This is a genomic window from Brevundimonas sp. KH_058, from assembly GCF_057838505.1.
This window is the reverse complement of record NZ_CM174469.1, coordinates 2671034-2697999: the sequence shown is the minus strand read 5'-3', so window position 1 is coordinate 2697999 and position 26966 is coordinate 2671034. Positions and strand designations below refer to the sequence as shown.

The 26966-nt window shown below is 66.8% G+C and carries 21 protein-coding genes and 1 tRNA gene; 11 read left to right on the top strand and 11 right to left on the bottom strand.

The window, feature by feature from the left end; translation table 11 throughout:
* Window positions 1-14 precede the first annotated feature (14 nt).
* Entirely contained in the window at window positions 15-1685 is a 1671-nt protein-coding gene (locus AC3ISA_RS13305; RefSeq protein ID WP_489178233.1) for an alkaline phosphatase D family protein, read from the bottom strand.
* Window positions 1686-1695: 10 nt separating this feature from the next.
* The gene (locus AC3ISA_RS13300; RefSeq protein ID WP_489178232.1) at window positions 1696-4209 is read right to left on the bottom strand and encodes a TonB-dependent receptor; all 2514 of its coding nucleotides are present in this window, start codon (window positions 4207-4209) and stop codon (window positions 1696-1698) included.
* Window positions 4210-4533: 324 nt separating this feature from the next.
* Here AC3ISA_RS13300 and AC3ISA_RS13295 point away from each other — a divergent pair, with 324 nt between their 5' ends.
* A complete protein-coding gene (locus tag AC3ISA_RS13295) occupies window positions 4534-5067 on the top strand; it encodes an RNA polymerase sigma factor (protein ID WP_489180114.1) in 534 nt (177 codons plus the stop codon).
* Here the strand turns inward: AC3ISA_RS13295 and AC3ISA_RS13290 are convergent.
* A protein-coding gene (locus tag AC3ISA_RS13290; RefSeq protein ID WP_489180069.1) for an IS5 family transposase occupies window positions 5019-5785 on the bottom strand; the annotation gives its coding sequence in 2 pieces (ribosomal slippage) (window positions 5019-5434 and window positions 5434-5785; 768 coding nt in all). The two genes, AC3ISA_RS13295 and AC3ISA_RS13290, sit on opposite strands and share 49 nt — an antisense overlap.
* A gap of 164 nt (window positions 5786-5949) precedes the next feature.
* Here AC3ISA_RS13290 and AC3ISA_RS13285 point away from each other — a divergent pair.
* The 3 genes from AC3ISA_RS13285 (at window position 5950) to AC3ISA_RS13275 (ending at window position 11413) form a co-directional block, all read left to right on the top strand.
* Complete coding sequence (locus tag AC3ISA_RS13285) at window positions 5950-6807, top strand: FecR family protein (protein ID WP_489178231.1); 858 nt, start codon at window positions 5950-5952, stop codon at window positions 6805-6807.
* Window positions 6808-6905: 98 nt separating this feature from the next.
* Complete coding sequence (locus AC3ISA_RS13280; RefSeq protein ID WP_489178230.1) at window positions 6906-10055, top strand: TonB-dependent receptor; 3150 nt, start codon at window positions 6906-6908, stop codon at window positions 10053-10055.
* An 11-nt stretch (window positions 10056-10066) separates the two neighbouring features.
* Entirely contained in the window at window positions 10067-11413 is a 1347-nt protein-coding gene (locus tag AC3ISA_RS13275) for a purple acid phosphatase family protein (RefSeq protein ID WP_489178229.1), read from the top strand.
* 126 nt (window positions 11414-11539) lie between these two features.
* On the opposite strand, the gene AC3ISA_RS13270 is transcribed toward AC3ISA_RS13275, so the two are convergent.
* Both AC3ISA_RS13270 and AC3ISA_RS13265 read right to left on the bottom strand, forming a co-directional pair.
* Window positions 11540-11752, bottom strand: coding sequence for a hypothetical protein (locus AC3ISA_RS13270; RefSeq protein ID WP_372691779.1), 213 nt, complete (start codon window positions 11750-11752; stop codon window positions 11540-11542).
* Window positions 11753-11929: 177 nt separating this feature from the next.
* Entirely contained in the window at window positions 11930-12469 is a 540-nt protein-coding gene (locus AC3ISA_RS13265; RefSeq protein ID WP_489178228.1) for an arylesterase, read from the bottom strand.
* Between the two features lie 240 nt (window positions 12470-12709).
* Here AC3ISA_RS13265 and AC3ISA_RS13260 point away from each other — a divergent pair, with 240 nt between their 5' ends.
* Together AC3ISA_RS13260 and AC3ISA_RS13255 are read left to right on the top strand one after the other, a co-directional pair.
* Window positions 12710-13402, top strand: coding sequence for an ABC transporter ATP-binding protein (locus AC3ISA_RS13260; RefSeq protein WP_372691777.1), 693 nt, complete (start codon window positions 12710-12712; stop codon window positions 13400-13402).
* The gene (locus AC3ISA_RS13255) at window positions 13399-15912 is read left to right on the top strand and encodes an ABC transporter permease (protein WP_489178227.1); all 2514 of its coding nucleotides are present in this window, start codon (window positions 13399-13401) and stop codon (window positions 15910-15912) included. Before AC3ISA_RS13260 ends, AC3ISA_RS13255 begins: the two co-directional genes overlap by 4 nt.
* A gap of 203 nt (window positions 15913-16115) precedes the next feature.
* Here AC3ISA_RS13255 and AC3ISA_RS13250 read toward each other — a convergent pair.
* Window positions 16116-16207, bottom strand: a tRNA-Ser gene (locus AC3ISA_RS13250).
* 126 nt (window positions 16208-16333) lie between these two features.
* Between AC3ISA_RS13250 and AC3ISA_RS13245 the strand changes: the two genes are divergently transcribed.
* The 4 genes from AC3ISA_RS13245 to AC3ISA_RS13230 are packed head-to-tail and all read left to right on the top strand — an operon-like array spanning window position 16334 to window position 21139.
* Window positions 16334-17818, top strand: a complete 1485-nt coding sequence (locus tag AC3ISA_RS13245; protein ID WP_489178226.1) for an exopolysaccharide biosynthesis polyprenyl glycosylphosphotransferase — start codon at window positions 16334-16336, stop codon at window positions 17816-17818.
* Between the two features lie 11 nt (window positions 17819-17829).
* The gene (locus AC3ISA_RS13240; RefSeq protein WP_489180113.1) at window positions 17830-19275 is read left to right on the top strand and encodes an oligosaccharide flippase family protein; all 1446 of its coding nucleotides are present in this window, start codon (window positions 17830-17832) and stop codon (window positions 19273-19275) included.
* Complete coding sequence (locus tag AC3ISA_RS13235; RefSeq protein ID WP_489178225.1) at window positions 19272-20204, top strand: glycosyltransferase family 2 protein; 933 nt, start codon at window positions 19272-19274, stop codon at window positions 20202-20204. Before AC3ISA_RS13240 ends, AC3ISA_RS13235 begins: the two co-directional genes overlap by 4 nt.
* A 2-nt stretch (window positions 20205-20206) precedes the next feature.
* On the top strand, window positions 20207-21139 hold the full coding sequence (locus AC3ISA_RS13230; protein WP_489178223.1) for a glycosyltransferase family 2 protein: 933 nt from the start codon (window positions 20207-20209) through the stop codon (window positions 21137-21139).
* 5 nt (window positions 21140-21144) lie between these two features.
* Here AC3ISA_RS13230 and AC3ISA_RS13225 read toward each other — a convergent pair whose 3' ends face one another.
* The 4 genes from AC3ISA_RS13225 to AC3ISA_RS13210 form a co-directional block, all read right to left on the bottom strand.
* Entirely contained in the window at window positions 21145-21648 is a 504-nt protein-coding gene (locus AC3ISA_RS13225; protein ID WP_489178222.1) for a DUF1543 domain-containing protein, read from the bottom strand.
* Window positions 21649-21659: 11 nt separating this feature from the next.
* The gene (locus AC3ISA_RS13220; RefSeq protein WP_489178221.1) at window positions 21660-23324 is read right to left on the bottom strand and encodes an FAD/NAD(P)-binding protein; all 1665 of its coding nucleotides are present in this window, start codon (window positions 23322-23324) and stop codon (window positions 21660-21662) included.
* Window positions 23325-23445: 121 nt separating this feature from the next.
* Window positions 23446-24147 (bottom strand): P-loop NTPase family protein, encoded by a 702-nt coding sequence (locus tag AC3ISA_RS13215; protein ID WP_372691768.1) that lies wholly within the window; start codon window positions 24145-24147, stop codon window positions 23446-23448.
* Window positions 24148-24194: 47 nt separating this feature from the next.
* The gene (locus tag AC3ISA_RS13210) at window positions 24195-25634 is read right to left on the bottom strand and encodes a GumC family protein (protein WP_489178220.1); all 1440 of its coding nucleotides are present in this window, start codon (window positions 25632-25634) and stop codon (window positions 24195-24197) included.
* 121 nt (window positions 25635-25755) lie between these two features.
* Here AC3ISA_RS13210 and AC3ISA_RS13205 point away from each other — a divergent pair, with 121 nt between their 5' ends.
* The gene (locus AC3ISA_RS13205; RefSeq protein WP_489178219.1) at window positions 25756-26520 is read left to right on the top strand and encodes a polysaccharide biosynthesis/export family protein; all 765 of its coding nucleotides are present in this window, start codon (window positions 25756-25758) and stop codon (window positions 26518-26520) included.
* A 19-nt stretch (window positions 26521-26539) separates the two neighbouring features.
* Here AC3ISA_RS13205 and AC3ISA_RS13200 read toward each other — a convergent pair whose 3' ends face one another.
* The gene (locus AC3ISA_RS13200) at window positions 26540-26845 is read right to left on the bottom strand and encodes a sel1 repeat family protein (protein ID WP_372691765.1); all 306 of its coding nucleotides are present in this window, start codon (window positions 26843-26845) and stop codon (window positions 26540-26542) included.
* Window positions 26846-26966: the final 121 nt, after the last annotated feature.

The window sequence follows — 26966 nt, the reverse complement described above, 5'->3', positions numbered from 1 at the left end:
GGCCTATGGCGGGATCAGACTTCCGTCAGGTCGCCTTGCGGCGAGACGGCGAAGGTCTTCACCTTCTTCAGCTCATAGGGTTTGGCGGCGATGGTCGACACGGCCCACAGCTCGCCGACGACCCGATCGCGGGTGATGTTCAGCAGGACATAACCCTTGGACGTCTGGTCGCAGAACTTGACCTCGGGATTGGCCGCCGACAGCGCCACGCCCAGCGGCAGGCCGCCCACATGGTCGCCCGGCGACGGGCTGGAGATCGAGGACGTGCCGAACTCCACCGCCCGGCGCGCGCCCGCCTTGTCATGCAGTTCGTTGACCCAGAAGGCGTGGCTGTCGCCCGCCAGGACGATGGGCGCCACGTCCGCCGCCGCAAAGGTCTCGTACAGACGCTCGCGCCCGGCCGGATAGCCGTCCCAGCTGTCCAAATTGAACGGCAGGCCCAGCTTGAACAGCTGGATCGCCGCCTCGACCTGGGGCCGGACATCGGCCGGCAGGGTCGCGAGCATCTGCTGGATCTGCTCCGGCGGCATCATGCGCGAGATGTCCGGTCCCTTGACCTTGGCCATCACCACCTGATTGCCCAGGATCTGCCACGGACGGCCCGCCGCCTTGGATCGGCTCAACGTCTCGCCGATCCACTGACGCTGGCGTTCGCCCAGCAGGTCGCGATCCGGCGCTTGGCGTTGGGCCTCGAACGCCGCGACATCGGGCGCGCCCTCCGCCGTCTTGGGCATGTCGGCGAAGGTCATCTGCTCGCCGCGCGCCAGCAGCCGCGTCTCGACCATCGTCAGGGTCGCCAGGTCGCCGAAGTCGAAGCTGCGATTGATCGCCTCGTTCAGCGCGCCGGCCTTGGGCTCGCGGATCGGCATCCATTCGTAATAGGCGCGCAGGGCGGCCGCCTTGCGCGTCGCGAAGTCGCCCTCGGTCTCGGGCTGGTGGTTCTCCGCGCCCATCATCCAGGCGTCGTTGGCCACCTCGTGATCGTCCCACACGCAGATGAACGGCGCGCGGGCATGGGCGGCCTGCAGGTCGGGATCGCTCTTGTACTGGGCGTGGCGCGTCCGATAGTCGGCCAGGCTGACGATCTCGTGCGGCGGCTGGGGAATGCGCCCCAGGGCCACGCCCGCGCTCATGCCATAGTCGGACGCCTCGGCCCCGTATTCATAGATGTAGTCGCCCAGGTGCACGACGGCGTCCAGCCGATCCAGCCTGGACAGGGCGTCATAGGCGTTGAACAGCCCACCGGGATAAAGCTGGCACGACACCACGGCCAGGGCCAGATCGGCCGTGGCGCCCTCAGGCAGGGTCCGCACCCGCCCGACCGGCGAGGTCACGCCATTGGCGACGAAGCGATAGAAATACTCAGCCCCCGGCTCCAGCCCCTGGCCGTCCAGATCATGCTTGATGGTGAAATCCCGCTCGGCCCGCGCGCGCAGGCCCGTCGAGCGGCGCACGATGTCGCCGAACCCGGCGTCATGTGCGACTTCCAGCACCACAGCGACCTCCCCGACCGACGGATCGGCCGGGGTGACGCGGGTCCAGAAGACGGCTGAGCGCATGTCGGGATCGCCGCTGGCCACCCCGTGCAGGAAGGCGACCGATCCGGTGTTGGTCCCCTGCGCCACGGCGGGCGAAGCCGCCCCCGCACCGAGGAGACCCAGAAGGCTGCGGCGATCCATTTTCATCGTCGGATCCTCAGAGCTTCAGCTTGAACACAAGGCCGTACGACGCAGGCCGCCCGGCGATGAAGGTCGGCATGCCCAGGCCATCGCCCGTATTGCCGGCGTCCTTGATGTATTCCTCGTCCAGCACGTTCTCGCCGAAGGCCTCGACGCCCCAGCCGCCCGATTCCGGGGTGTAGCGGACGCGCAGGTTCAGCAGGCCATAGGCGTCCTGATACTCGTCCTGAACCAGGTCACGGACGATGTTGCGGCTCTGCAGTGCAGGCAGGTCGTTGTCGTCGCTGAAGAAGACCTTGGACTGCCAGGTGTAGGTCGGCTGAACCGCGATCTCGCCGCCGCTGACCGGCAGGCGCCAGGTCGCGCCGATCGAGGCGGCGTTGTCCGGCGACAGGCGGAACTGGTTGCCGTCATAGATGCCGTTCTCGAACCGCGAGTGGTTGTAGGCATAGGTGGCGAACAGGTCGAAGTTCGACGCGACGGCGAAATTGGCCTGGGTCTCGAAGCCATAGGACTTGGCCTCGCCGGCGTTGGTCACGATGAAGGTCGTGCCCTGCTGCACCGTCGTCTGGAAGTTCTCGTAGTTATAGAGGAACACAGCGCCGTCGACGCGCAGGCGGCCGTCCAGAATCGACGACTTGGCCCCGATCTCATAGCTGTCGACCGTCTCGGCCTCGACCGGGGCGAACCGAGGTGTGCCCAGCGGCGCCGACGGGGCCGAAGCGCTGATGACCTCCGGGCGACGACCGCGCGCATAGTTGGCGTAGATGTTGGTGTCGCCCGTCAGGGCGTACCGCGCCGTCAGACGCCAGGTCACGCCGTCGTCCTCGGAGGCGAAATAGGCGAAGTCGCCGTTGTTGGCGGTCGGCTGTGAGATCAGGCCGAACAACGGGAAGGCGCTGGCCGGAATGGCCAGATAGGCCGGGTTGGCCAAGGCGCCGAGGAAGCTCGGAACCTGCGCCGCTGGAATGGCGCCGGCCTGCAGCGCCAGCAAGGCGCCCAGCGTCGAGCGGCTCTGGACCGAGTTGGCGTATCCGGTGGTCTTGTCGTCGCGGGTGTAACGCACGCCCGCCGACATCTCGAACCGGTCGGTGAAGGCATAGGTGGCGTCGGCGAAGACGTCGTAGGAGGTCAGTTCCGAGCTGTTGGTCGGCGTCTCGATATGCGCCGGCTTCAGGTTCGCGGCGATCGGCGCGGCGAAGGCGCCAGCTCCCAACGGCGTCAAAAGACCGCCCAGTGCAGCCTGCGCGATGGCTGGATAGGCGACCAGCGGCAGCGTCCGGTCGCCGACCGTCGTGGGAGAACCATCCAGCAGCCCCGCCAGCTGGGTCAGGATCAGGCGCTCGTCGAACTGGGTCGGGGTGCGCTGATAGCCTCTCTCGTGGAACCAGCCGGCGCCGACGAAGCCGGTCAGCCGCCCGCCGTTGTCGAAGCCCAGGCGAAGATCCTGGCTCCACTGTTCGCCGTTCGTATCCTCGGCGGCGGTCAACAGCGGCAGGGACACGCCGTCGGCGTCGAAGGTCTCGTAGTTTGTGAACTCGCGATAGGCCGTGGTCGAGTTCAGCGTCCAGGCGGCGTTCAGGTCGATGCGGGCCAGACCCGTCACACCCCAGACTTCGCGATCCAGACCCAGCGACTTGCCGCCGTCAAACGCTGCGCCGCGCGTCAGGGCCGCGCCTTCCCAGGGTTTCTTGCCGCCCAGCACCGCGCCGGTGTTCGGATCGGCCGGGGCATAGGCGATGGACTTGAACGAGGTGCCCGAGGCATTGTCCTTCTGATAGTTGGCGATTACGTCGAACCGCATCTCGTCCGACGGCGTCCAGGCCCCGGACAGGCGGAAAGCGCGGGTCTCGATGGAGTTGAAATCGTCGCCGCCCAGCAGGTTTTCGACCGAACCGTTGCGCGTCTTCAGACGCGTCGCCAGGCGCAGGCCCGCCGTCTCGCCCACCGGCAGGTTCAGCGCGCCCTCGACCATGCGATAGCCTTCGTTGCCGGCCTGGATATTGGCATAGGCTTCGGTCGCGCCGGGACGGGCGCGGTTCTGCACCAGATTGACCGCGCCGATCAGGGCGCCGCGCCCGTACAGGGTCGATTGCGGCCCCTTGGCGACCTCGACGCGTTCCAGGTCGAACAGCTCGACATAGGAGCCGCGCGACTTGGAGATCGACACCCCGTCCTGGAACACCGACACGCGGGCCTCGGAGGTCGCGGCGCCGGAATCTGAGGTGATGCCGCGCATCACGAAGCCCGGATTGTTCGGCGACTGGTTCTGCACCAGGAAGCCCGGCACGAAGGCCGACAGCTGTTCGAACTCCTGGATGCCCAGGTCTTCCAGGAACTGGCCGGAATAGGCCGTCAGGGCGAACGGCACGTCGATGGTCTTCTGCTCGCGCAGCTGCGCGGTGACGATGACGTCTTCGACGCTGCTGACCGGCGCCGGCTCTTGCGCCCAGGCGACCGATCCGGCCGTCATGGCGCCCGTCAGGGTCGCGGCCGCCAACAGGCGCGTCTTCAATGTGGTCTTGGACATCTGATCCCCCAGATTCGGCTAAGCTGGGGTGCTGCCTACGACGACGCCATGTCGGGCCGAAGACGCTCACGCATCGTCTTGACGACGCTCGCAAGACGATGCGGCGACGGTTGATCCGTTCACCGACAAGGGAAATGGATCGTCAGTCTACGCGCTCGCGCGGCGTGGGATCGTTCGCAGTTCCGTTGGTCAGGGCGTTCGATATGAAGGCGATGCTGTCAAACTGACATGGAACCGCCAAGCTTCCGTAACGCCATGCTTCTATAGCCGCCGCCGAGGTGGTGAAGCTTGGTCAGTCATGAACATGAGGTCGGCTGGGCGCTGGTGACGCATAATCGGGCGCTGCTGTCCTATGTGCGACGCCGACTGGCCTCTGCCGCTGACGCCGAGGACGTGGCGCAGGAGGCGATCCTGCGCGTTCTGTCTCGCGCTCGCGTTGCTCTGATCGCCGATCCCTTGTCCTATGCGATGCGCGCCGCCCGCAACATCCTGATCGATCGCGCGCGTGGGATGGCGAGCCTTCGGCTGGACGATGTCGCCGAGGCCGAAGGTGTTGTGGACGGCGCCGCCACGCCGCACGAGGCGCTGGACATGAACGAGCGGCTGCGCCTTTGTCAGCAGGCGCTTGAGGTCATGCCGGCACTAAGGCGCGAAATCTTCGTCCGGCGCCGGGCCCATGAGGCCCTACGAGGTGATTGCGCGCGATCTGAAGCTGTCGGTCGAAGCCGTTCAGAAGCACTATTGCCGCGCCGCTCAGACGCTTCGAAAGACGGCGGAGGCGCGTCATGGCGACTAGGACGAATCGACATTCACCGCATCCAGAGCATGGAGGCGGCGATGTGGACGAAGGAGAGGTAGTGACGCGCCAGCCTGTCGAACCGTGTGGCGAAGCGTCGGAAGTGCTTGAGCTTGTTAAAGCAGCGCTCGACGCGGTTCCGTAGTTTGTAGATCAGGGGATCGTGCGGGATCGGGGTCTTGCGCGAGCGGGTGGAGGGGATGACCGCCTCGGCTCCGATGCTGGCCAGATAGGCGCGCAGGCTGTTGGCGTCGTAGGCCCGGTCGGCGAGGACGGCGGCGGGTCGATACCCCTCCAGAAGCGCCGGGACGGCGAGAATGTCGTGGCTCTGCCCCGGCGCGATCAGGAAGCGGACCGGCCGTCCCAGCGTGTCGCAGGCCATATGGATCTTGGTCGTCAGTCCACCTCGGGAACGCCCCACAGCCGGATCGAGGCCCCCTTTTTTGAGCCGCTGCCCCGGCCGGTCGTCGCCTGCTGGTGAGCCCGCACCAGGGTCGAGTCGAGCATCAGATACTGGTTGTCCCGATCTTCGACGAGATCGGCGAAGACCTTCTCCCACACCCCGGCCGCTGCCCATCGGCTGAAGCGCTTGTGCGCCGTCTTCCACTTGCCATAGCGCTCGGGCAGGTTCTGCCAGTGCGCGCCAGACCTCAAGACCCACAGCACACCGTTCACGAACAGTCGGTTGTCCGCCCCGGTCCGGCCGGGATCCGAAGTCTTGCCCGGCAACAACGGCGCTATCCGATCCCACTGCGCATCGTCGAGTTCGTAACGCTTCACACCCATCAAAGACCTCCGCCAACACGGAGACCTATGAATCACGCATCAGGACGCTCGGGAATCACTGAATGTCGATTGGGCCTAGCCGTCACGACGACAGAGTCGCCGCGCTGTGGGCCGACGAAAAGCGAGCGGGTCCGTTGTCTTCGCAGCGACAGCAGGACTTGGCCGGCTGGCTGAAAGATCGGCCCGATCGGCATAGACTTCTGAGCCAGCACGAGGCGCTGATCGCCGACCCGGCCGTCCTGTGGGCCGCACAGCGTATATCGCGTTCAGCGCTCGGGACGCGTCGGAAAAAGCCTTGGTCCATTTGGGCGCCGGTCGGACTGGCAGCGTCGGTGGCGATGGCGGCTGTGCTGGTCGGGCTCTTGCCCAGTGGAGACGTCATAGTCGGACAACGCGGGCAGTCAGAAGCGGTCTCTCTCGCCGACGGCTCGGCGGTTCGACTGAACGGCGCCAGCAGACTGCGCGTCCGCCTCGATCGAGATCAACGGCGTTTGCGGCTGGACGGCGAGGGCTTCTTCGAAGTTGCTCACGACAAGGCGCGGCCCTTCATCGTGGAAACCCACGGGGTCCGCGTCACCGCCGTCGGGACACGTTTCAATGTCGACAGTCTCGAAACGCCTGAAGGCGCCATGGTCGAGGTGGTGGTGTTCGAAGGCGTCGTCGATGTCGCGTCCGCCGAACAGATCGTGCGCCTTCACGCCGGTGAGCGCGCACGCGTGAAGAAGGGCGACGTCGAGCGTGTCGTCCTGGCTCAGCACGAGGCCGAGACCGCGTTTCCTTCGTGGACCAGAGGATGGCTCGAACTCGACGAAGTCTCGCTTCTCAGCGTCATCGACGATCTGGAGCGCGTCACCGGCGTACGGGTGTCGTTGTCCGATCCCAGGCTGGGCGATGCCCTGGTCAGCGGGCGGTTTTCCTATGAGCATCCAGAGAACGCCCTGGCTGCGATCGCGCGCCTTCATGGTCTCAAACTGACGTCGAAGGCCACGGGTCAGTACGTCCTGTCTGAAGCTTAGGTGACAACGAAAGCAAGTTTTCAAGACGGGTGTCAGGACCGCGATTTTCGCCGTCTTCCTCTTTAGCGGCCAAGCTCGGTCGCGGGGGATCCATCAACATGCCTATTCAAAAGACCGGCCTCCTCGCGGCGGCGGCCGTCGCCGTCCTCGCGTCCGCAACGGCGCCGGCCCACGCCTGGCAGGTCGCGAACACCGCCGAGGCGCGCACAGCCCTGACCATTCCCGCCCAGGATCTGGGACGGGCTCTGCAAACGCTGTCGCGCCAGACAGGCCTTCCGATCGTGTTCGACCCTGCACTGACGCGTGGCCGCCAGTCCCAGTCGATATCGGGCGCCATGACGCCACGCGAAGCGCTTCGTCGCCTGATTGTCGGAGCAGGCGTCGAAGTTCGTGAAGTTCGGGGGGTTCTGACCGTGGTTCGCGAGACGGTGGTTGCGTCGGCTGACCCGTCGAACGCCGTCGAGGTGGAGGACGTCGTCGTGGTCGGTTACGCCGCCGGCATGCTGCGATCGCTGGACGCAAAGCGCGACGCCGACTTCATCTCGGACGTGATCAGCGCAGACGACATGGGAAATCTGCCGGCCAACAACGTCGCAGAATCCCTGTCGCGCCTGCCGGGCGTCAACGCCGTGCGCAACCAAACGACCGGCGAGGGCGACCGGATCACGATCCGCGGCCTGTCGACAGAACTGAACAACTATACGATGAACGGCATCCGCATCGGCGGCGCCGGCTCGCCTGACGACAGCTTCTATCGCGGCGTCCGCCTCAGCTTCCTGCCGCCGGAAGGCATCGACTCGATCACGGTGATCAAGAGCCTGACGCCGGATCGCGACGGCGACGCCCTGGGCGGTTCCATCGACATCCGCACGCCGACGGCGTTCGACCACAAGCCGACCTATGCGGTGCTGTCCGCCTCGGCCGGCATGCTGGACAAGTTCGACGACAGGACCTCGGGCGAAATCTCCGGGTCATTCGGCAAGCAGTTCAGCGACAACTGGGGCGTCTTCGCCACCGTCAGCTGGTCGCGGCGCAAGTCGCAGTTCGAACAGAACGGCGTCGATGGCGATAACCAACCGCCGGTTTGGTACGACGACAGCGAAAGCCTGGGCTGGGACACCGACACTTTCGTCCTGCGCGGCATGGACCTGGCGTTCGGCGAGACAGAGGTGGAGCGCAAGGGCCTGAACGCCAGCCTGGACTATCGGGGCGGCGACCACGATTTTCACTTTCGCGGCCAGTACAACGAATACACCCAGGACGAATTCGGCAACCGCCTGAACTTCCGCAACGACACCAGCCGAAACTCGACGCGCCTCTCGCAGGTCGATCCTCGCCAGACCGGTCTGGCCAACCCGGATTCCGCCATCATCGGCTCGGGCGCCAAGGGGCGAATCTACGCCTATACAATCGCCCAGATCGTTGACCGCGACCGTGACGGCGTCATTACCGACGCCGACCGCTCGACCCGTTCCTATTATACGCTGAACGGCGCCTCGGGGACGTGGGATCCTCAGGGCTTCCGCCTGCGTCGCTTCTGGGAAGGCTCGCGCGAAACCGGCACGGTGATGTCGCTGAACCTGGGCGGCGTCAGCCGCTTCGGCGACTTCACCACCGACTACGACCTGTCCTACGCCAAGTCCGAGGACAATACCGACGACAGCTACGAGATGGAGTTCCGCAGCGACAAATACGGCTGGCTGGGCAACAAGGGCGTCAACGTCACCAACTTCGGCGACAGCCGCTTTCCCAAATGGGTGCTGAACGACGCCGGCATGGCGGCGGTGCACGATCCGGCCCAATACGACTATGCCGGCCTGTCCGGCGAGGTCGGCGGCGCCGGGGAGGACCTGTGGCAGGGTCAGTTCAACATCGAATGGAGCCCCGCCTCGGCCTGGCTGGAATCGGTGAAGACCGGCGCCAAATTCTATTCGTCCAAGCGCTCGACCTATAACGGCGAGTTTCTGGATCTGGACGCCGACGGCACCCTGGCGGACTTCTCCTCCTTCTACGGCAAGGAGGTCACCAATCTGTTCGACGGCGAATATTCCGGCCTCTATCGCCTGGGCACGGTGATCGACAACCAGGCCATGCTGGCCGAGTTGCAGCGCGCCATGAACGGCGACAGCACCTTCTTCGAAGGCTTCGCGACCGACCCCTCGCAGGCGGAACTGAGCGGCGAGGACAGTTTCACCTTCAAGGAAGACATCCTGGCGGCCTATCTGATGGGCACGGCCCGGTTCGGCAATGCCCAGATCATCGGCGGGCTGCGGGTTGAAAGCACCCGTAACGACATCTCGGCCTATGCCTTGGATCCGGTGCAGGGCGAAGGCTTCGCCGACGACAAGAGCGACTTCGTCAACGTCCTGCCGTCGATCCACCTGAACTATGCGCTGAACCCCAGCACCAAGATCCGCGCCGCGATCTGGACCAGCTTCGCGCGTCCCGACATCGCCCGCATGTCCTCGTCGCGGGAGTATAGCTACGACGCCGATCCCGATGGCGATGGCGCGGAGAACCCGACCTCGGACTGGCTGCTGGTCGGCATCGAACAGGGCAACCCGGATCTGAAGCCGATGCGGGCGATCAACTACGACCTGTCGATCGAGCGCTACAACGGCAACACCGGCGCCTATTCGATGGGCCTGTTCTACAAGGACATCCGCAACTTCCTGTTCCGCTCCTCGTCCAGCAACATCCGCGACGGGACGGCGGGCGTGAACGTCAGCCCGGACGGCGTGACCATCTCAATGCCGAACAACGGCAAATGGGCCAAGGTTTACGGCGTCGAACTGAGCGGCCAGCAGATCTTTCACTGGCTGCCCGGCGCCCTGTCGGGCCTGGGCGCCAGCGTGAACCTGACGGTGCAGCGGTCGGAAGCGGAAACAGGCATTTCCTGGCACCCGGACGGCTACACCCTGCCGTTGATGGAGACGCCAGAAGCCATCGCGAACGTCCAGTTGTTCTGGGAATACTCCGGCTGGGAAGCCTATGCGGCCTACAGCTATCAGTCGGAATTCCTAGAGGGCGTCCAGGACTTCGGCAACAATCCGTACGAGCAGGACTATGAGTTCGTGGACCTGAACGTGCGGCGCAAGCTGTGGGGCGGCGCCACGGCCTCGCTAGAGGTCCAGAACCTCTTCGACAACCACACCTACTGGTACACGGCCGGCGCCAGCACCGGTTCCAGCCGCGCCTATATCAAGAACGGCCGGTCGATCTCGCTCGGCCTGAACTACGTCTTCTGAGGGTGACGCAGATGATATTCACCCGCACCCTGATGCTCGGGGCCGCCTTTGCGGCCCTGGGCGGTCCCACCGTCGCCTTGGCCCAGGTGGTCCAGCGTCCCGAACCCGCGCCAGTCCAGGCCTCAGACCGGCCAATCGCGCCGGCGACGGCCCAGCCGGAACGGATCATCCTGAACCTGACCGCCGATCCCGCTCACGCCATGGCCGTCACCTGGCGCACTGCATCGGGCATGGAGGGCCAGGTGGAGTTCGCCGAGGCCCAGGACGGTCCGGACTTCATCGCCTCCGATACGCGCCTGACGGCGACGACCGACGACGCGACCCTGAGCGTGCGCGAGGCGACCGACTTCCGGGCCGCCTATCATTCGGCGGTGATGACGGGGCTGAAGCCGGCGACGGTCTATGTCTACCGCGTCGGTTCGGGTCAGAACTGGTCGGAGTGGCTGCAGTTCCGCACGGCGGCGGACACGGCCCAGCCCTTCACCTTCCTCTATATGGGGGACATGCAGAACAATATCCTCAGCGAGGCTTCGCGCACGCTGAGAATGGGCTTCCGCAAGGCCGGCGACGCCGCTTTCGTCATCCATGCCGGCGATCTGATCAACCGGCACGACAGCGATAACGAATGGGGCGAATGGTTCGCTTCGGGCGGCTTCCTCTATGCCCAGACGCCGCAGATGCCGACACCGGGCAATCACGAATACGGCCGCGGTCCGATCCTGAACCCACAGTGGCGACGCCAATTCACCCTGCCGGAGACCGGACCGGCGGGCGTGGAGCGGCTGAAGGAAACCGCCTGGGCCGTCGATTATCAGGGCATGCGCCTGATCTCGATCGACGCCCCCCTGTTCCATGGCGACGAGGCCATACGCGGCGAGATGGTGCGTTGGCTTGACGGGATACTGGCCGACAATCCCAACCGCTGGACGGTGATGTTCCTGCACTTCCCGCTGTTCTCGATCGATCCCGACCGGGACAATTCGCGTGTCCGCGACGCTTTGAAGCCCTTGATCGACAAATACCGGGTCGATCTGGTGCTCCAGGCTCATGACCATGGCTATGCGCGCGGCGCCATCGGCGAGGGCGTCATGGGCAATGCGGGGCCGGGCCATACCTCGGACCACGGCTCGACCTATGTGGTCTCGGTCGCCGGGCCGAAGATGTACCCGATTGCGAACCTGACCTGGGCCGACAGGACCGCCGAGCGGACCCAGACCTTCCAGACTCTCGACGTCTCAACCGACGCCATCGTCTATCGCGCGTTTACCGCCGCCGGCCGATTGGTCGATGGCTTCCGGCTTACAAAGGGACCCGACGGCGTGCCGAGGCAGGAACCATTTACCATCGGCGACCAATAAAGGCGCACACGGACAAACGCCCGCCATTCGGCAGAATGGCGGGCGACGAATCGAGCAGGCGTATTTGCCCACGCCTGATCGAAGACCTCGCCGAGGCGGTTCGAGCAAATAAAGCCCCTTTTCGCCTCAGGGCCTCGACCGGACCTCGAAGTCGAGAGTCCAGCGGCCCTCCCCGGCCCGGCGAAAATCGGCGATGCGCGCCGCGATCTGGCGATCCAGGCCATCGAGCAGGGCGGTCCCCCCGCCCACCGAGGCGACTGTCGCATTCGTCTGCCAGAACGGGCCGCTCTCGCCCTTCAGGGTGAAGCGCAGATGGACGGTGTCGTTGGCTTTGGGCATGGCGCGCTCGGACAGGATGTCGTTCCGGACAAAAAACAGCCCCGTCGCACGAGGCGACGAGGCCGGAAGTCGATTGGGAGGAAACGCCCAGGAAGGGCAGTTCCAAGATGGCGATGGCCTGCGGCGGTTCAAGGGCGATCCCACGACCTTCGCCATGATCTGCCGTCGTTCCTGCCCCTAGTTGTCCGCCAAGGCGACCGCCACGACCGGCGCCAGCCCTTCGGCGATGATGCGCACGCCCTGGGCATTGGGGTGGATGCCGTCCGGCTGGTTATAACGACGATCCAGGGCCACGCCTTCCAGCAGGAAGGGATAGGCCGCGACATCGTCCTTGCGGGCCAGATCCACGAAGATGCGGTCGAACTCGGCGGCATAGGCGCCGTACTGGGGCGGCGCCTTCATCCCCGCTAGCAGGACGGGAATGTCGCGCACCTTCAGCGATGCGATGATGGCCTCCAGATTGGCGCGGACGGTCGCCGGATCCACGCCCTGCAGCATGTCGTTGCCCCCCAGGGCGACGATGCACAGATCGGTGTCGTCCTGGACGCTATAGCCGACACGGGCCAGCCCGCCGCCGGTCGTGTCGCCCGACACCCCGGCCCCGCGAACCCTGACGCTGAGCCCCTTTGCACGCAACGCCTCTTCCAGCCGGACAGGCAAAGCCTCGGCCGAAGGCAAGCCGAAACCGGCCGTGATGGAATCCCCCAGAAGGGTCACGATCTTCTCCGGCGCAGCCGAAGCCGCACCCGTGCTCGATGCCGAAGTCGCGGGCGTGGCCGGCGCCTTTGGCGCGTCGTCCTTCGACGGACTGCATCCGGCAAGCACGAGCCCCAGCCCTCCGGTCAGGAGCGTGCGGCGAGGCATGAATGGTGTGGGCGATGAGGGCTTTGGAGTCATGATCTGCGCACCCATATAGGGACCGACCTTCCTCCTCCCAATGCAGCAAGCGACATATCGATGGCTTCAGCCGCTCCGCTCGTCCTCGACGGCGTCGTCCTCACCCTGCCCTCGGCCGCAGGACCCGTGGAAATCCTTCGGGGCGTCGATCTGGTCGTGGCGCCGGGAGAGACGGTCGCCATCGTCGGCCCCTCCGGGTCGGGCAAGTCGTCGCTGATCTCCATCGCCGCCGGCCTGGAGACGCCGACCTGCGGCCGGGCGATGCTGTTCGATCAGGATCTTGCCGTTCTGGGCGAAGACGGCCGCGCTCGTCTGCGTCGGGGTCGCGCCGCCCTGGTGTTCCAGAGCTTTCACCTGCTTCCCAATATGACGGCCGAGGAGAATGTCTCCGCGCCGCTGGAGCTGGCCCACCGGCCTGATGCGGTCGCACAGGCGCACAACTGGCTGGAGCGGGTCGGCCTCGGCGCCCGCCGGTCACACTATCCCCACCAGATGTCGGGCGGCGAGCAGCAGCGTGTGGCCCTGGCCCGCGCCCTGGCCGTCGGGCCGGAACTCCTGTTCGCCGACGAGCCGACCGGCAATCTGGACGGGACCAACGGCGCCCTGGTCGCCGACCTGCTGTTCGACCTCGTGCACGACAGCGGCGCGGCCTTGGTCCTGGTGACTCATGACGACCGTCTCGCCGCCCGTGCGGACCGGATCGTGACGATGCGCGACGGCCAGGTCGTCGCCCCGTCGCAGGTCTCCGCATGAGGCTCGCCTTCCGCTTCGCGCGCCGCGAGCTCCGCTCCGGGATTGCGGGGTTCCGCATCTTCCTGGCCTGTCTGGCCCTGGGCGTGGCGGCGATCGCCGCCTCGGGCTCGACCGCCGAGGCCTTCCGCCAGGGGCTGGCCAGTCAGGCGCGGGAGATCCTCGGCGGCGACGTCGTCTTCAGCCTCGACCAGGGCCGGTTCAGTCCCGACCAACGCGCCGCCTTCGCCACCCTGGGTCCGGTCGCCTATTCGGTGCGGGCCAACGGCATGGCCGAGACCGGCGCCGGCCAGCGCCGCCTGGTCGACATGCGCGGGGTTGACGCCGCCTATCCCCTGGTCGGCTCTGTCGAACTGTCCGGCGCGCCCGATCTGGCCACGGCCTTGCGCATCGAGAACGGCATCGCGGGCGCCGTCGTCGAACAGGGCCTGCTGGATCGCCTCAACCTCAGGCTCGGCGACACCTTCACCGTGGGCGGAACGCCGTTCGTCGCGCGCGCCGTCCTTCTGGCCGAACCCGACCGGCTGGGCCGGGGCTTTGCGCTTGGTCCGCGCGTGGTGACGACAGTCCCCGCCGTCGAACGGGCCGGCCTGCTGGCGCCGGGCGGCCTGTTCGGCGAGGCGGTGCGCATCGCCCTTCCTGCCGACGTCGATCCCAAGGCCGCCATCGCGGGCATAGAAAAACGGTTTCCGCAGAGCCGGCTCGAAGCCCGGGATCGGTCCGAGGCGGCTGCCGGCGCCGGAAGACTGATCGATCAGCTGGAATATTTCCTCGGCTTTATCGGCCTGGCGTCTCTCGTAGCCGGCGGCCTCGGCGTCGGGGGCGCCGTCTCAGCCTATCTGGAGGGCCGCAAGCCGTCTATTGCGACGCTGAAGGCTCTCGGCGCGCAGGGCGGGCTGATCCGCGATATCTATCTAATCCAGATCGGCGTGCTGGCCGCCGTCGGGGTCGCCATTGGTCTCGTGATCGGCGCCGTCGTGCCGCTCGTCATCGGCGTACTGGCGAAAGACAGCCTGCCCATTCCCGCCCTCTTCGCCGTCTATCCCGCGCCGCTCGTCAAGGCCGGGGCTTTCGGCCTTCTGGCGGCCGCCGCCTTCGCCCTCGCGCCCCTGGCCCGCGCCCGCGCCACGCCGCCCTCGGCCCTGTTCCGTCGCCAGCTCACCGACCGACCCGTCTTTGGCGTCGAACTGGTCTTCGCTGTTCTGGCCGCGATCGGACTGGCGGGCCTGGCCCTGTGGAGCGCGCCGTCAAAGCTTGCAGCGGCCGCATTGATCGGCGGCACGGTCGTCGCATTCGCACTTCTCTGGCTGCTCGGCCGGACGGCCGCCGCCCTGGCCGGACGCCTGAGACGACACGTCGGCGGCGCGGTGCGCCTGGGGCTGGCCAACCTCGCCGGCCCCCGCTCGGCGGCGCGCACGGCCTCTCCCGCCATCGGCCTGGGCGTCGCGCTTCTGGCCATGGTCGTCCTCATCCAGTCCAGCCTGCTCGGCCAGATCACCGAGGTCGCCCCGCGATCAGCCCCGTCCGTGGTCTTCACTGAAATCCCCGCCAATCGCGGCGCGGCGTTCGATGCGGCGGTGGCCAAGGTGATGTCCCACCCCGGACCGGACCGCTACCGACGTCTTCCGCTCCTCACCGGGCGGATCGTGCGGTTGAAAGGCGCGCCGGTCGATCCAGAGGCCCTGCCTCAGGGCGAACGCTGGGCCTTCGACCAGGACATTCTCCTCACCGCCCTGGCCGGTGCGCCGGACGATGCGAACCTCGTGTCCGGCCGGTGGTGGGCCGCCGATTACGCGGGTCCGCCACAGATCGCCCTTTCGCAGGATCTGGCCAAGGCCGCCGATCTCAAGGTCGGCGACAGCCTGACCCTGCAACTGCTCGGCCGAGAGATGGACGTCCGCATCGCCGCCCTTCGCCGGACCGAGCCGGGCGGGTTCGGGACCAACTTCCTGCTCGTGCTCAACGCCGCCGCCATCGAAGGCGCCAATCCCCGCAGCGTCGCCATCGCCCGCGCCAGCCCCGCCGAGGAAAGGGCCCTGACCCAGACGCTTGGCGCAGACTTCCGTGAGGTGAACATCATCAGCGTCCGCGAACAGCTTGAGGCCGCCGCCACCCTGTTCGACCGTCTCGCCCTGGCTATCCGCGGGGCCGCGGCCGTCGCCGGTCTCGCCGGCCTGCTCGTTCTGGTCGGCGCCATCGCCGCAGGCGTACGCGAACGGGCGCGCGAGGCAGCCGTCCTCAAGGTGCTGGGCGGCTCACACGCCCAGATCCTGACCGCCTACCTCGTGGAATACAGCCTGGTCGGCGCCATCGCCGGCCTCGCCGGCCTGTTGCTTGGAGCAGCCGGCGCCTGGCCGGTCGTGACCCTCGCCTTCAAGGCCACCTGGAGCATGGACTGGACCGGCGTCCTCCTCCTGCTGACCGGCGCCACCGGGATTGCGGCCCTGGGCGGCGGTTTGGCCGCACTTCACGCCCTATCGCGGCGGCCTGCGCCTGTGCTCAGATCGGATTGAGAATGGCGCCGATGCAGAGACAGACAACCTGTAGCGCGCCACAGACCGAAAGTCTGGTTGGCAATGGCTATTTAGGCCCGATTCTTCAGCGTGACTTCTTCGGCATGACCACCAGTCACACCACATCCGCTCTCACAAACAGCGTCCTTCAGCCTTCGCCAGATAGCGAATAACTGACTGTTTTGGCTTGTTTTCTAGGGAAGTGGCGGAGACGGAGGGATTCGAACCCTCGGTACCCCTTACGGGGTACGACGATTTAGCAAACCGTTGCCTTCAGCCACTCGGCCACGTCTCCTGCGACGGCGTCGATAGCGGAGGCTGATGCGTCGCGCAATCCGGTTCGGGCGAAAGTATCCACGTTAACGCGACATAGAGGCGATCCCGGCAGTATCGCGGCCGTTCTTCGCCGCTGGATCCTCCTTTGCTCGACCGCCCCGCCAGTCTCGCCGCCGACGCGCCGCCCAAGGGCCGCGCCGCGCGTGGTCCGTTCAGGCCCGAGGTGTGGCTGAATGCGCGTGAGCGGTCGTCGGTGCGGCTGTCGGCCCACTATTTCAGGCTCATTGACGTGCTGGTCGTCGTCGGGCTGGCGCTGGCCGCAGCGCTGGCGATCCAGCCGATGAATCTGGCCACCATGACCATAGGCGACGCCGCGCCCCTGGCCGCCGGCGCCGTCGCGGTTCTGGCCCTGCTTCGTGCTTTTCAGCTTTATCGATTCGGTCGCGACACGCCCTGGGTCCTGCATCTGTTCGGCGTCGCAGGCGTCGGCATGGTCTCGGCCAGCATCGCCCTGATCCTGGGGTGGCTGCTGGATCGGCCGGCTCTGGACATCGTCGCGCCCTGGGTCCTGACGACGACGTCGGCCTTGGTCGTGCTGCATGGGCTGTGGCTGGCGGTGATCGCCCGCTGGCGGCGTCTCGGCGCCCTGTCGCCCAATATCGTCATCGTCGGCGCCACCCGGAACGCCAGGATCCTGATCGAGCGGGCGCTGGAGCGGCGCGACATGAATGTGCTTGGCGTGTTCGACGACCGCCTGGCCCGTTCGCCCGACAGCGTTGCCGGCGTACCGGTTCTGGGCGACGCCAACGCCCTGCTGACCCACCGCATGACCCCCTATGTGGACCGGATCGTCCTGGCCATCGATCCCAATGCGGGCCAGCGGGTGCGCGACCTGACCCAGCGTCTGAACGCCCTGCCCAATCCGCTGACGGTGCTGGTCGATTCGGAGCTGGGCGGCGACGGCGTGCTGAACCGCCTGGCCAATGCGCCGCTGGCGTCGCTGGACGGGCCGGTCGATCCCGATAGGCGGGCGTTCAACAAGCGGATGCAGGACCTGCTGGTCGGCGCGGTCGCCCTGGTGGTCGCCGCCCCCGTCATGGCCCTGGTCGCTCTCGCTGTGCGTCTGGACAGCCCCGGCCCGATCTTCTTCCGCCAGCGTCGCCACGGCTTCAATCACGAGACCATCGTGGTGTGGAAGTTCCGCTCGATGCGCCACGAGGCCGCCGACGCCACCGCCAGCCGCCAGGTCTGCCCCGGCGACGACCGCGTCACCCGCGTCGGCCGCTTCATCCGCGCCACCAGCCTGGATGAACTGCCCCAGATCTTCAACGTCCTGTCGGGCGAGATGTCCCTGGTCGGACCGCGCCCCCACGCCATCGGCATGAAGACCGGCGAGACCGAATCCGCCCTGCTGGTCGCCGAATACGCCCACCGCCACCGCATGAAGCCCGGCATGACCGGCTGGGCCGCCATCAAGGGCTCTCGCGGCCCGGTGGACACCGAGGCCCAGGTTCGCGAGCGCGTCCAGCTGGACATCGAATATATCGAACGCCAGTCCTTCTGGTTGGACCTGTGGGTCATCGCCGTCACCATCCCAGTCCTGCTTGGCGACCGGGCGGCCGTGCGTTGAGCGAACAGCGCATGTTCTGGCGGGGCGTCTGGGGCTATCTGCCGGCCCAGATCGTCCAGGGGGTGGTCGGGTTCCTGACCATCTTCGTCTTCACGCGCCTGCTCAGCCCCGACGACTTCGGCCACTACGCCCTGGCCTTTTCGGTCACGACGTTGGCCCACACCGTCACCTTCACCTGGCTGGAGGCGTCGATGGCGCGCTTCTGGGCGGCCGAACGCACGCCCCAGGGGCTGGCCACGCATTTCGCCAGCCTGTACCGTACCTCCTTCACCATCATCGCCGTCTTCACGCCCATTGCGGCCCTGGTCGTGTGGCTGGCGCCGCTGGCGCCGGCGTTCAAGATCGCCGTCGCCTTCGGCCTGGCCGGCGCGCCGGTGCGCAACCTGGCCAAGCTGGCCCAGGAGCGGTATCGCGCGGCGGGCGAGGTGTCGAAATCCGCCGCCGTGGACATCGGCGTCGCCATCCTGGGCTTTCTGGTGGGCGCCGGGTTCGCCCTTGCCGGGGCGGGCGCCGCGTCGCCCCTGCTGGGTCTGGCCATCGCCCCCCTGTTCGCCCTGCCCTTCATCCTGCCGGGCGAACTGCGCCAGGCCAGCGGCGGAACGGTGGATCGCACGCGGCTCAAGGCCTATGCCCTCTATGGCTATCCCATCGCGGCGTCGTTGACGCTGGCCCTGGTGCTGGCCTCGACGGATCGGTTCCTGCTGGCGGCCTTCATGGATGCGGCGGCGGTCGGCGCCTATCATGCCAGCTACAGCCTGGCGAACCGGACGCTGGACATCATCTTCATCTGGCTGGGCGCGGCGGGGGCGCCGGCCATGGTCATGGCGCTGGAGCGCGGCGGGCGCGAGGCCCTGCGCCAGACAGCCATCGAACAGGGTTCGACCCTGATCCTGATCGGCCTGCCCGCCGCCGTCGGCCTGTCGCTGGTCGCGCGGCCGCTGGCGGAGTTGATGATCGGTCAGGATCTGCGCGCCGCCGCCGCCCTGGTCACGCCGTGGATCGCGGCCTCATCCTTCCTGTCGGGCATGATCGCCTATTATTTCGGTTTCGGCTTCACCTTGGGCAAGAAGACCGGCCTGCTGCTGGTCACCATGGCCATTCCGGCCCTGTGTAATGTGGTGCTGAACCTGGTGCTGATCCCGCGTATGGGCGTAACCGGCGCCGCCGTCTCGACCACCGCCAGTTTCGCCATCGGCCTGCTCGCCTGCCTTTTGCTCAGCCGCCGCGCCATCGCCCTGCCCATGCCGTGGGAGGCGTTGATCCGCTGCGGGATCGCGGCCGCCGTCATGGCCGGGGTCGTCTGGCTGTTGCCCCCCATCGGCGGGTTCGTGGAGCTGATGCTGGACGCCGGCGTGGGCGGCCTCGTCTATGCGGTCGTCGCCCTGACCCTGAACGCCGCCGGGGTGCGTGACGTGCTGCTGCGCCTGATCCGCGCACGTCGCAGCGTGCCGGCATGAGCGCCCATATCCACGACAACGCCGCCTGGGCGGTGGCGAGGCCGACGATCTCGGTCCTGATCCCCTTCCTGCGCGACGATCCCCAGGCCCTGCTGCGTCAACTGGATACCGAAGCCGCCGCCCTGTCCGGCGCGGTCGAGGTGATCCTGCTGGACGACGGCACGGGCGACGCCGATCTGACGGCCCGGCTTCAGGCCACCATCGACGCCCTCGATCTGCCCGTGCGCCTGATCACATTGGCAGCCAACGAAGGCCGCGCGAGAGGCCGCAACCGCCTGACCACCGCCGCCCGAGGCGAGGCCTATCTGTTCCTCGACAGCGACATGCGGCCCGACACGCCGATCTTCCTGCAAAACTGGCTGCGGCTGGTGGCCCAGGACGCGCCTGCCGTTGCGTTCGGAGGCTTCTCGCTGGACCAGGCGCCGACCGACGCCCGGTTCGCCGTCCACCGCGCCCTGTCCGGCGCCTCGGAATGTCTGCCGGCGTCCCAGCGCGCCCTGACGCCCGAGAAATACGTCTATACCTCCAACCTGCTGGTCCGCCGCGACGTCTTCTCGGCCGAATCCTTCGATCCCGGTTTCAGCGGCTGGGGCTGGGAGGATGTGGAATGGGCCATGCGCGTCTCCCGCCGCTTTCCCGTCGTCCACATCGACAATCCCGCCACGCACATGGGCCTGGACACGGTCGAGGACTTGGCGCGCAAGTTCGACCAGGGCGCCGGCAACTTCGCCCGCGTGGTCGCCCTGCACCCCGCCGTCGTCCAGACCTATCCCAGCTACAAGGCCGCGCGCGCTCTGAAGCGCCTGCCCGCCCTGCCCCTGGCGCGCCGCTTGATGAAACAGGCCGCCCTGACCACGGCACTGCCGGTCAAGGCCCGCGCCTTTGCGCTACGGCTCTACCGTGCCGCCGTCTATGCGGACGCCGTCTGACCATGCGCGACGTCGCCGTCATCATCCCGACCTTGCGCCGCCCCGACAGTCTGGAGCGCGCCCTGCGGTCCGTCTTCGCCCAGACCGGATCGCTTCACCGCGTCGCCGCCATCGTCATCGCCGACAATGACCCGCAAGGCTCCGCCGCCGCTCTGATCGAGCGCCTGCTTGCCGAGGCGCCCGTCCCCCTGACCTATGCCCACGCCCCCGTCCCCGGCGTGGCGACCGCGCGCAACGTCGGTCTGGCCGCGACCGACGCGCCCCTGATCGCCTTCCTGGATGATGACGAGGCCGCCTCCCCCGGCTGGCTCGCCGCCCTGCTGGATGCGCAAGACCACACCGGCGCCGATGTCGTCTTCGGCCCCATTCGCGGGCGTGTGTCGGCTAACACCGGCTGGACCACCGCCTATCTGGAACGGTTCTTCGGCCGCGACGGCCCGCGCGAGACCGGCCTGACCGACGCCATCCACGGCTGCGGCAATAGTCTGATGATGCGCGCGACCGCCCTGCCCGGTAACGCCCCCTTCGATGTCGCCATGAATGAGACGGGCGGCGAGGACGATCGGTTGTTTACCGCCCTGTCGGCGCGTGGCGGCCGTTACGGCTGGGCCTCCGAGGCCTGGGCGGACGAGTTCGCCCCGCCCCACCGCGCCACCCTGAAATACGCCCTCACCCGCGCCTTCGCCTATGGCCAGAGTCCGACCCAGATGGCCGCCGATCGCCGCGACTGGCCCGGCGTCGTCAAATGGATGCTGGTCGGCCTGGCCCAGACCGGCGTCTGGGGCGCCCTGTCGCTGCTGTCCGCGCTCCTGCGCCGCCCCGACCGCGCCCACACCTACGACCGCTGCGCCCGAGGCCTCGGCAAGATCTTCTGGACCAAGGGCTTCGAGCCGAAACTCTACGGCGCGGCGATGCTGGGCCGACACACGTCCTGATCCGATCAGCGGATGGGAGTATAACGGCAGGTGAAGCTCGGATCGCCGGTCATCAGGCTCGGCTTCAAGTGAATATGCAGGCGTTCGGCCTGGGCGGCATCGTCCAGTGCGAAGGCCTGCTCGGCTTCATACATCTCGTCACGATGCGCATCGGTCCATCCCGTCGCCTGTTTGATGGCGCGCGCCTTGGCCGCAGGCAGGCTGTCAGCGACGACGAAAACATTCCGGTGCTGCTCTGCGAAGGCCACGCCGTCATAGCCGCCAAGGTTCACGTAATAGAGTTTTTCCTTGCCCTCGTATGGCTCGGGCAGAAGGCTGATCTTATAGCCGTCCGCCTGCGAAATCTCCGACCAGCAATCGATGTGCAGAGTCCCCTCGCGACCCCACCACTGCGCGAGCAAGGCCTCGTGCGTCGCCTCGATCGTCGGGGCGACGAGGAACCGCATATCGTGCACCTCAATGTTCGCCGCCGGATGTTCTCCGCCGATGTAGATCGCAAACAGTTTCATCAACCCTCACTTCAGGCCGCCGTTTCGGCGAGATCGACCACAGGCTTTGCGGTATCCAGGATCAACGCCAGCCGCCGACCGACGATCCCCCCCATCTCGTGTGAACTGGTGATCCCCTGTGCGAAGGGATGCCGCCCCATGAGAAACGGCAGGCTCAGACAGAACAGCCTGTCCATGGGTAGAGGTGCATTGACGGGCCGGAACAGCTCATCGACGGCGATCCCCCTGACCACATCGGGCGCGTCATTGGCGACTTCGTCTCGAACGATCCCCTGTTCCAGCAGCGACAGGAACGGGAACTGAATGCCGCTCAACGCCGCCTGACCCGTGGCCTCGATGAGGATCGGGAAGTGGTGGGTCTCGCCCTCGACCGTCAAGCGTGCCCCGCCCTCGGGGCAATGTGCGTCGACTTCATAATCGTCGCCAAGGGCCAGGACTTCCAGCTTGCCGGCTGCGTGCAAGGCCAGCATTCGCTCGATCGATTCATGAGGCACGCCGGCATAGATGTCGACGAAGACCGGCTTGAAGGCGCGGTTGAAACGGTTGAACTGCTCGGCATCCAGATGGGGCACGATGACAGCGACGACCTCATGCATGCGAAGGATGCCGTCGCGCCATGCCACCGTCACCTTTGCAGCATGGTTCGTCCGCGCCTCTTCAAGGTTGGCGACAGCCCAGACAAAGGGATCGACCTTTGCGCGCCGGGCGAAATACGCTTCGGCGAAGGTCTCTAGCGTTGCGTCGTGCAATCCCGTTTCGGCGGCGTAGTCGGGATCCAGATCGATCAGTTCCCGTCGAAACAAATCGAACACCGCATCCAGCAATCCGACCGGGCTTCGGGCCATGGCGGCGGCGACCGCCTGTGGGGTGCAATACGCAAGCGGCGGATGCGGCAGCGGGAAATAGAAGTCGGCCTCCGGGAGCAGGCCCTTTCGCGACATCATGGTGATGCGAAAGCTGTCCGTATCTGGCGCGGGCTTATAGATTAGTTGCCCGTGACGGTGACTAAACTCGCCATGCGACGTAGCGAGCGCGACCGCTGCGTCGATGGCCGTCAGCGACGAACCGCGGATGCCGACGCTCGTCGCCGGAATATCCGTTAGGACCGACGCCGGCCACGGACTGAGAAGATAGCCAGGCTGGGTTTGCTGGCGCGACGGCCACTGGTGACCGGTGGCCAGAACAACGTGGTCGAACACCGCCCTTGTCACGCGTTGCGACGGCGGCGACATGAAGGTCAGCTCCACGCCTTCATTTCTGTTTGCGGCGTCGATAACGCGGCATCCCGTTCGGACCTCAATGCTCACACCGGCGGCGCGGGCCTGGTCCACCATGATCGCGAACTGGGTCTCGAAATATCGGCCCAGGACGATGCGTGGAACGAAGGTTCGCTCGTCGAGAGACGTAGGATCGACATCCAGCGCCTCAAGCTCTGCGTTCGTCCGTTTAGCGAGCCAATCCGCCAGAGTGTCCCGAAGTGGAGGGATTTCTATGCTGGCGATGTTCGAGAGCATCGCCCTGTCGTTCCAATCCGAACTGTAGGGGCTGCCGCATCCGGCGGTCTGGCTGGCCTCGAAGACCGTAATTTGCGCCGAGACCACACCTCGCGAGAGAAGGGCATGAAGCGCATAGAGGGTTGTCGGCCCCGCTCCGACGAATGCGACTGACTTTGTCATGGCCGCACAATGCGCGACGTGCGTAAAGGCGCCGCAGCTGAGCCCATTTCCGGCTCAACCCCCTAATTTTCTATGCGAATGTCCGAAATCGGACACCGAAATCACCGCATTTGGAAGGGGGTCAGCCCGTCAGCCGCTGCAAAAAACTGGGCGGCTTATACGTCGAGCGGTTCATCACCACCCCGGCGATCCGCCCCCCCACGGCCTCGATCTCGTCGCGCAGGATGACCGGGGCGCTGGCCGCCGTGCTCTCGGCTGCGACCACCAGCACCGTCATGTCCACGAAGGGCGCCAGGATGATCGCCATGTCGTTGCGGTCGGCGGCCGGGGCGTCGATGACGATGGTGTCGGCGTGGCGCCTCAAGGCCTCCCAATAGCGAGGCTCTCCGACCGCCTCGACACGATGGCCGGAGCGCAGCGCCTCCATGTGGAAATGCGTCACCCACAGCCGGCCGCCGAGGCACGACCGCGCCGTCAGCAGCCGCGAATCCGGCACTGGCTTGCCGTCGCGCCCCGTCACGCGCGGCGTCACGGCGTAGAAGCTGGACCCGTCGGGCGAGGCCTGCGCCGCCTTGCCGACCTGACCGAACCGATCCGGCTCGGCCGACACGGTCTCCAACTGCCCCTGCTGGGCCAGGTCGCCGTCGATCAGCCAGACGGGTTTGCGCGCCCGCACCGCCGCCAGTCGGGCGAACTCGCGCGCCACGGTGGAAACGCCCTCGCCCGTCGCGGCCGAGGCGAACTGGATGACGCGCGCGCGATGCGCCGGCGCCGGTCCCAGCGCCGCCCAAAGGCCCGCCATTTCTGAAGTCAGATCGACCATCGAATCGCCAAGGCGCTCCCTTACGCCCTAATCTAGCACGACTGTCGCTAAGCCGCCTTGGCGGGCGCGACGGCCAGAACCGGCATGTCCAGCGTCCGGCTGACCGAGGCCGGCGTCGTGAACCCGCGCCGCGTGAACACCCGCAACAGGCCGACGCACAAGGCGGTGAAGCCCGCGAACAGGAAGACCGCCGCCAGCAGCGGGATCTTCAGGCTCTTGCCCGTCGACGGAGGCTGGGCGCGCTCGATGACGGTGACATTGTCGGCGCCGGCGGCGACCAGGGCGTTGTCGGCGCGGCTCTGCGTCTCTCGCTGCTGGAACTCGCGGATCGACGCGCTCAGCACCTCGCGATTGCCGGCCAGGGTCGTGTTCTCGGATTCCAGCGCAGTCAATCGCGTCTGGCGGGCGCGAATATCGTTCAGCTGCCGATCCAGGACCGACAGACGCGCCGCCAGCGAATCCCGCTCGGCCCGCGTATTGATCCGCGTCGTCTCCAGCTCGGTCCAGACGGGGTTCGGCCCGGTGCGGACCTCCTTGGCGCCCACGGCCGTGCCGGTCGCGACATAGGCCTGAAGCTGGCCGATGCGTGCCTCGATGTCCTTCACCGGCTGGGCGTCGGGCTGATACCGCGACAGCAGTTGCTCGCGCTCGGTGCGCAGTTGCAGCACCTGATCCTGGGCCGAAATATTCAGATCCTGCTGCAGCGCCACCTCCGCCGGCGTCCCCGCCTGCTGCGCCATCAGGGTGTTCAGCCGCTGGCTGGTCTGGTTCAACAGGCTCTGCGTCGACATCCGATCGGTGAAGACCGTCTGATAGGTCGCCGCCAGCGTCGTTTTGGCCGCGGCGAAATCGCCGATGTCGTTGGACATCAGGAAGGTTTCATACGCCCGGTCCGCATTGCCCAGCTCGTCCTCGAAGGCCACGCGCTGGCTGGCGATGGCCGGCGTCTTGTCCTGGAAGACCTCTCGGCGATAGACCAGATACTGTTCGATCACGGCGTTCAGAACCCGCGCCGCCCGTTCGGGATCGTCGGCCTTGTAGCTGAGGTGGATCACCGCGCTGCCCGGCGCCGTGGCGACGCCCAGGCTGGTTCCGATCACGCGTCGCGCGGCCGCCTCGGCTTTTTCCGGTCCGCCCCTGGTCTGTTCGCCCAGGATGGCGGCGGGGCCCAGGGCCTCGACCACCTTCTGGCGCACGGCGCCCGACCCCAGGATGGCGGCTTCGGAGTTGGCGACCTCGTCCCCCTGCGGCGCCTGGCCTCGCTCGGCCGTACCGACGCGCGGCTGATAGACGTATTCCTGACCTACGCCGGCGAAGACCGATCCGGTGGCGGTGTAGCTCTTCTTCAGCGTCATCGTCGCCGCGAACCCCAGCGCCAGGATCACCACGAAGACGATGATCATCAGCAGCAGTTCGCGAAACAGCAGGCCGATCACGTCCAGCACGCCATAGCGCGGTCTTGTCGTGATATGTGCCGTGGAACGCATCGAGCGGGCCGAATCCCTTGAAGATTTGTCCCGATCACCCTTCGCCCACCGGCGTTAACCGATGATTACCCATGATCGGCGAAGTTGGCTCAAATCTCCTCGTCGAGGCCGACCGATTCTCATGCTGTCAGATCGCCGCCTGTTCCTGCTGACCCTGGGTTCAGCCTCCATCGCGGCCTCGCTGGCGGCGTGCGGCGGTGGAAACGCCTCGCGGATGCCCCGGCCGGGCGGCGTCCATCGCGTCGAACAGCCGACGAACGGCGACTTGCCCGGCATTCCCTTCGCCGACTGGACGGATCAGGAGCCGGAATATCTGCTCTATCCCGGCGACGAGATCGAGGTGGCCACGCCGACGGCTTCGGAACTGACCCGCACGGTGAAGATCGGCCCCGACGGCCGCATCGCCCTGCCTCTGATCGGTTCGGTCATGGCGGGAGATCGCACCCTGCCCGAGTTGCAGCAGGTGGTGTCGGCGGCCTATGCGCCGCAACTGGTGCGGCCGACGGTCGAGGTGACCTTGCGTCAGGCCGGCCCGATCCGCGTCTGGGTCGACGGCGAGGTCCGCACGCCGGGCGTCTTCGAAATGATCGGCGATCTGGATGCCTATCAGGCGGTGATCCAGGCCGGCGGTTTCGCGCCCACCTCGCGTCAGGATCGCGTCGCCCTGATCCGTCGCGGTCCCGGCGGATCGCGCATGATGCGGGTGGTGGACCTGCGTCCGCGTCGCGGCGAGGTCATTGCCCTGCGGCGGGGCGACATCATCTTCGTACCCCGCTCGACCCTGGGCGAACTGGCGGCCTTCTTCACCCAGGTCCGCGCCGCCCTGCCCATCGGCTTTACCTACTCGATCAACGGATCGAACGGCAGAGGATTCGCCCAGTTCTAAAAGGTCGCCTACATCCCTTTTAGGCGACCAACTGCACCACGCCCTGATCGATGTAGCGCCGCGCGGCCTTCTGGGCCTCGGCGATCTCCTCGCGTTCCATCTCCATGCTCATCTCGCGGCGATAGACGCGTGCCTCGATCGAGCCCTTCATGGCCGCCAGGTTGAAGATCATGTGGGCCGACACCCGGTCCATCGGGCAACCGCCCGAACCTGCGGAATACATCATGCCCAGTTTGAACAGGTCGTCGCCGGACATGTCCGGGGTCGGCAGCGGCAGGCCCTCTTGCGGGGTCTGCAGGTCGTGCGCCATTTCTTGCGCGTTCATCACCGTATCTCCTGATCGGGCGCCATTCTGGGCCCGCCTCTGAGACGCCATCAAATACCCGCGGTTTGAAGTTAAAGTTAACGCGAAACGGGATCGACCAGTCTTTTCAGTAAAGCAGAAA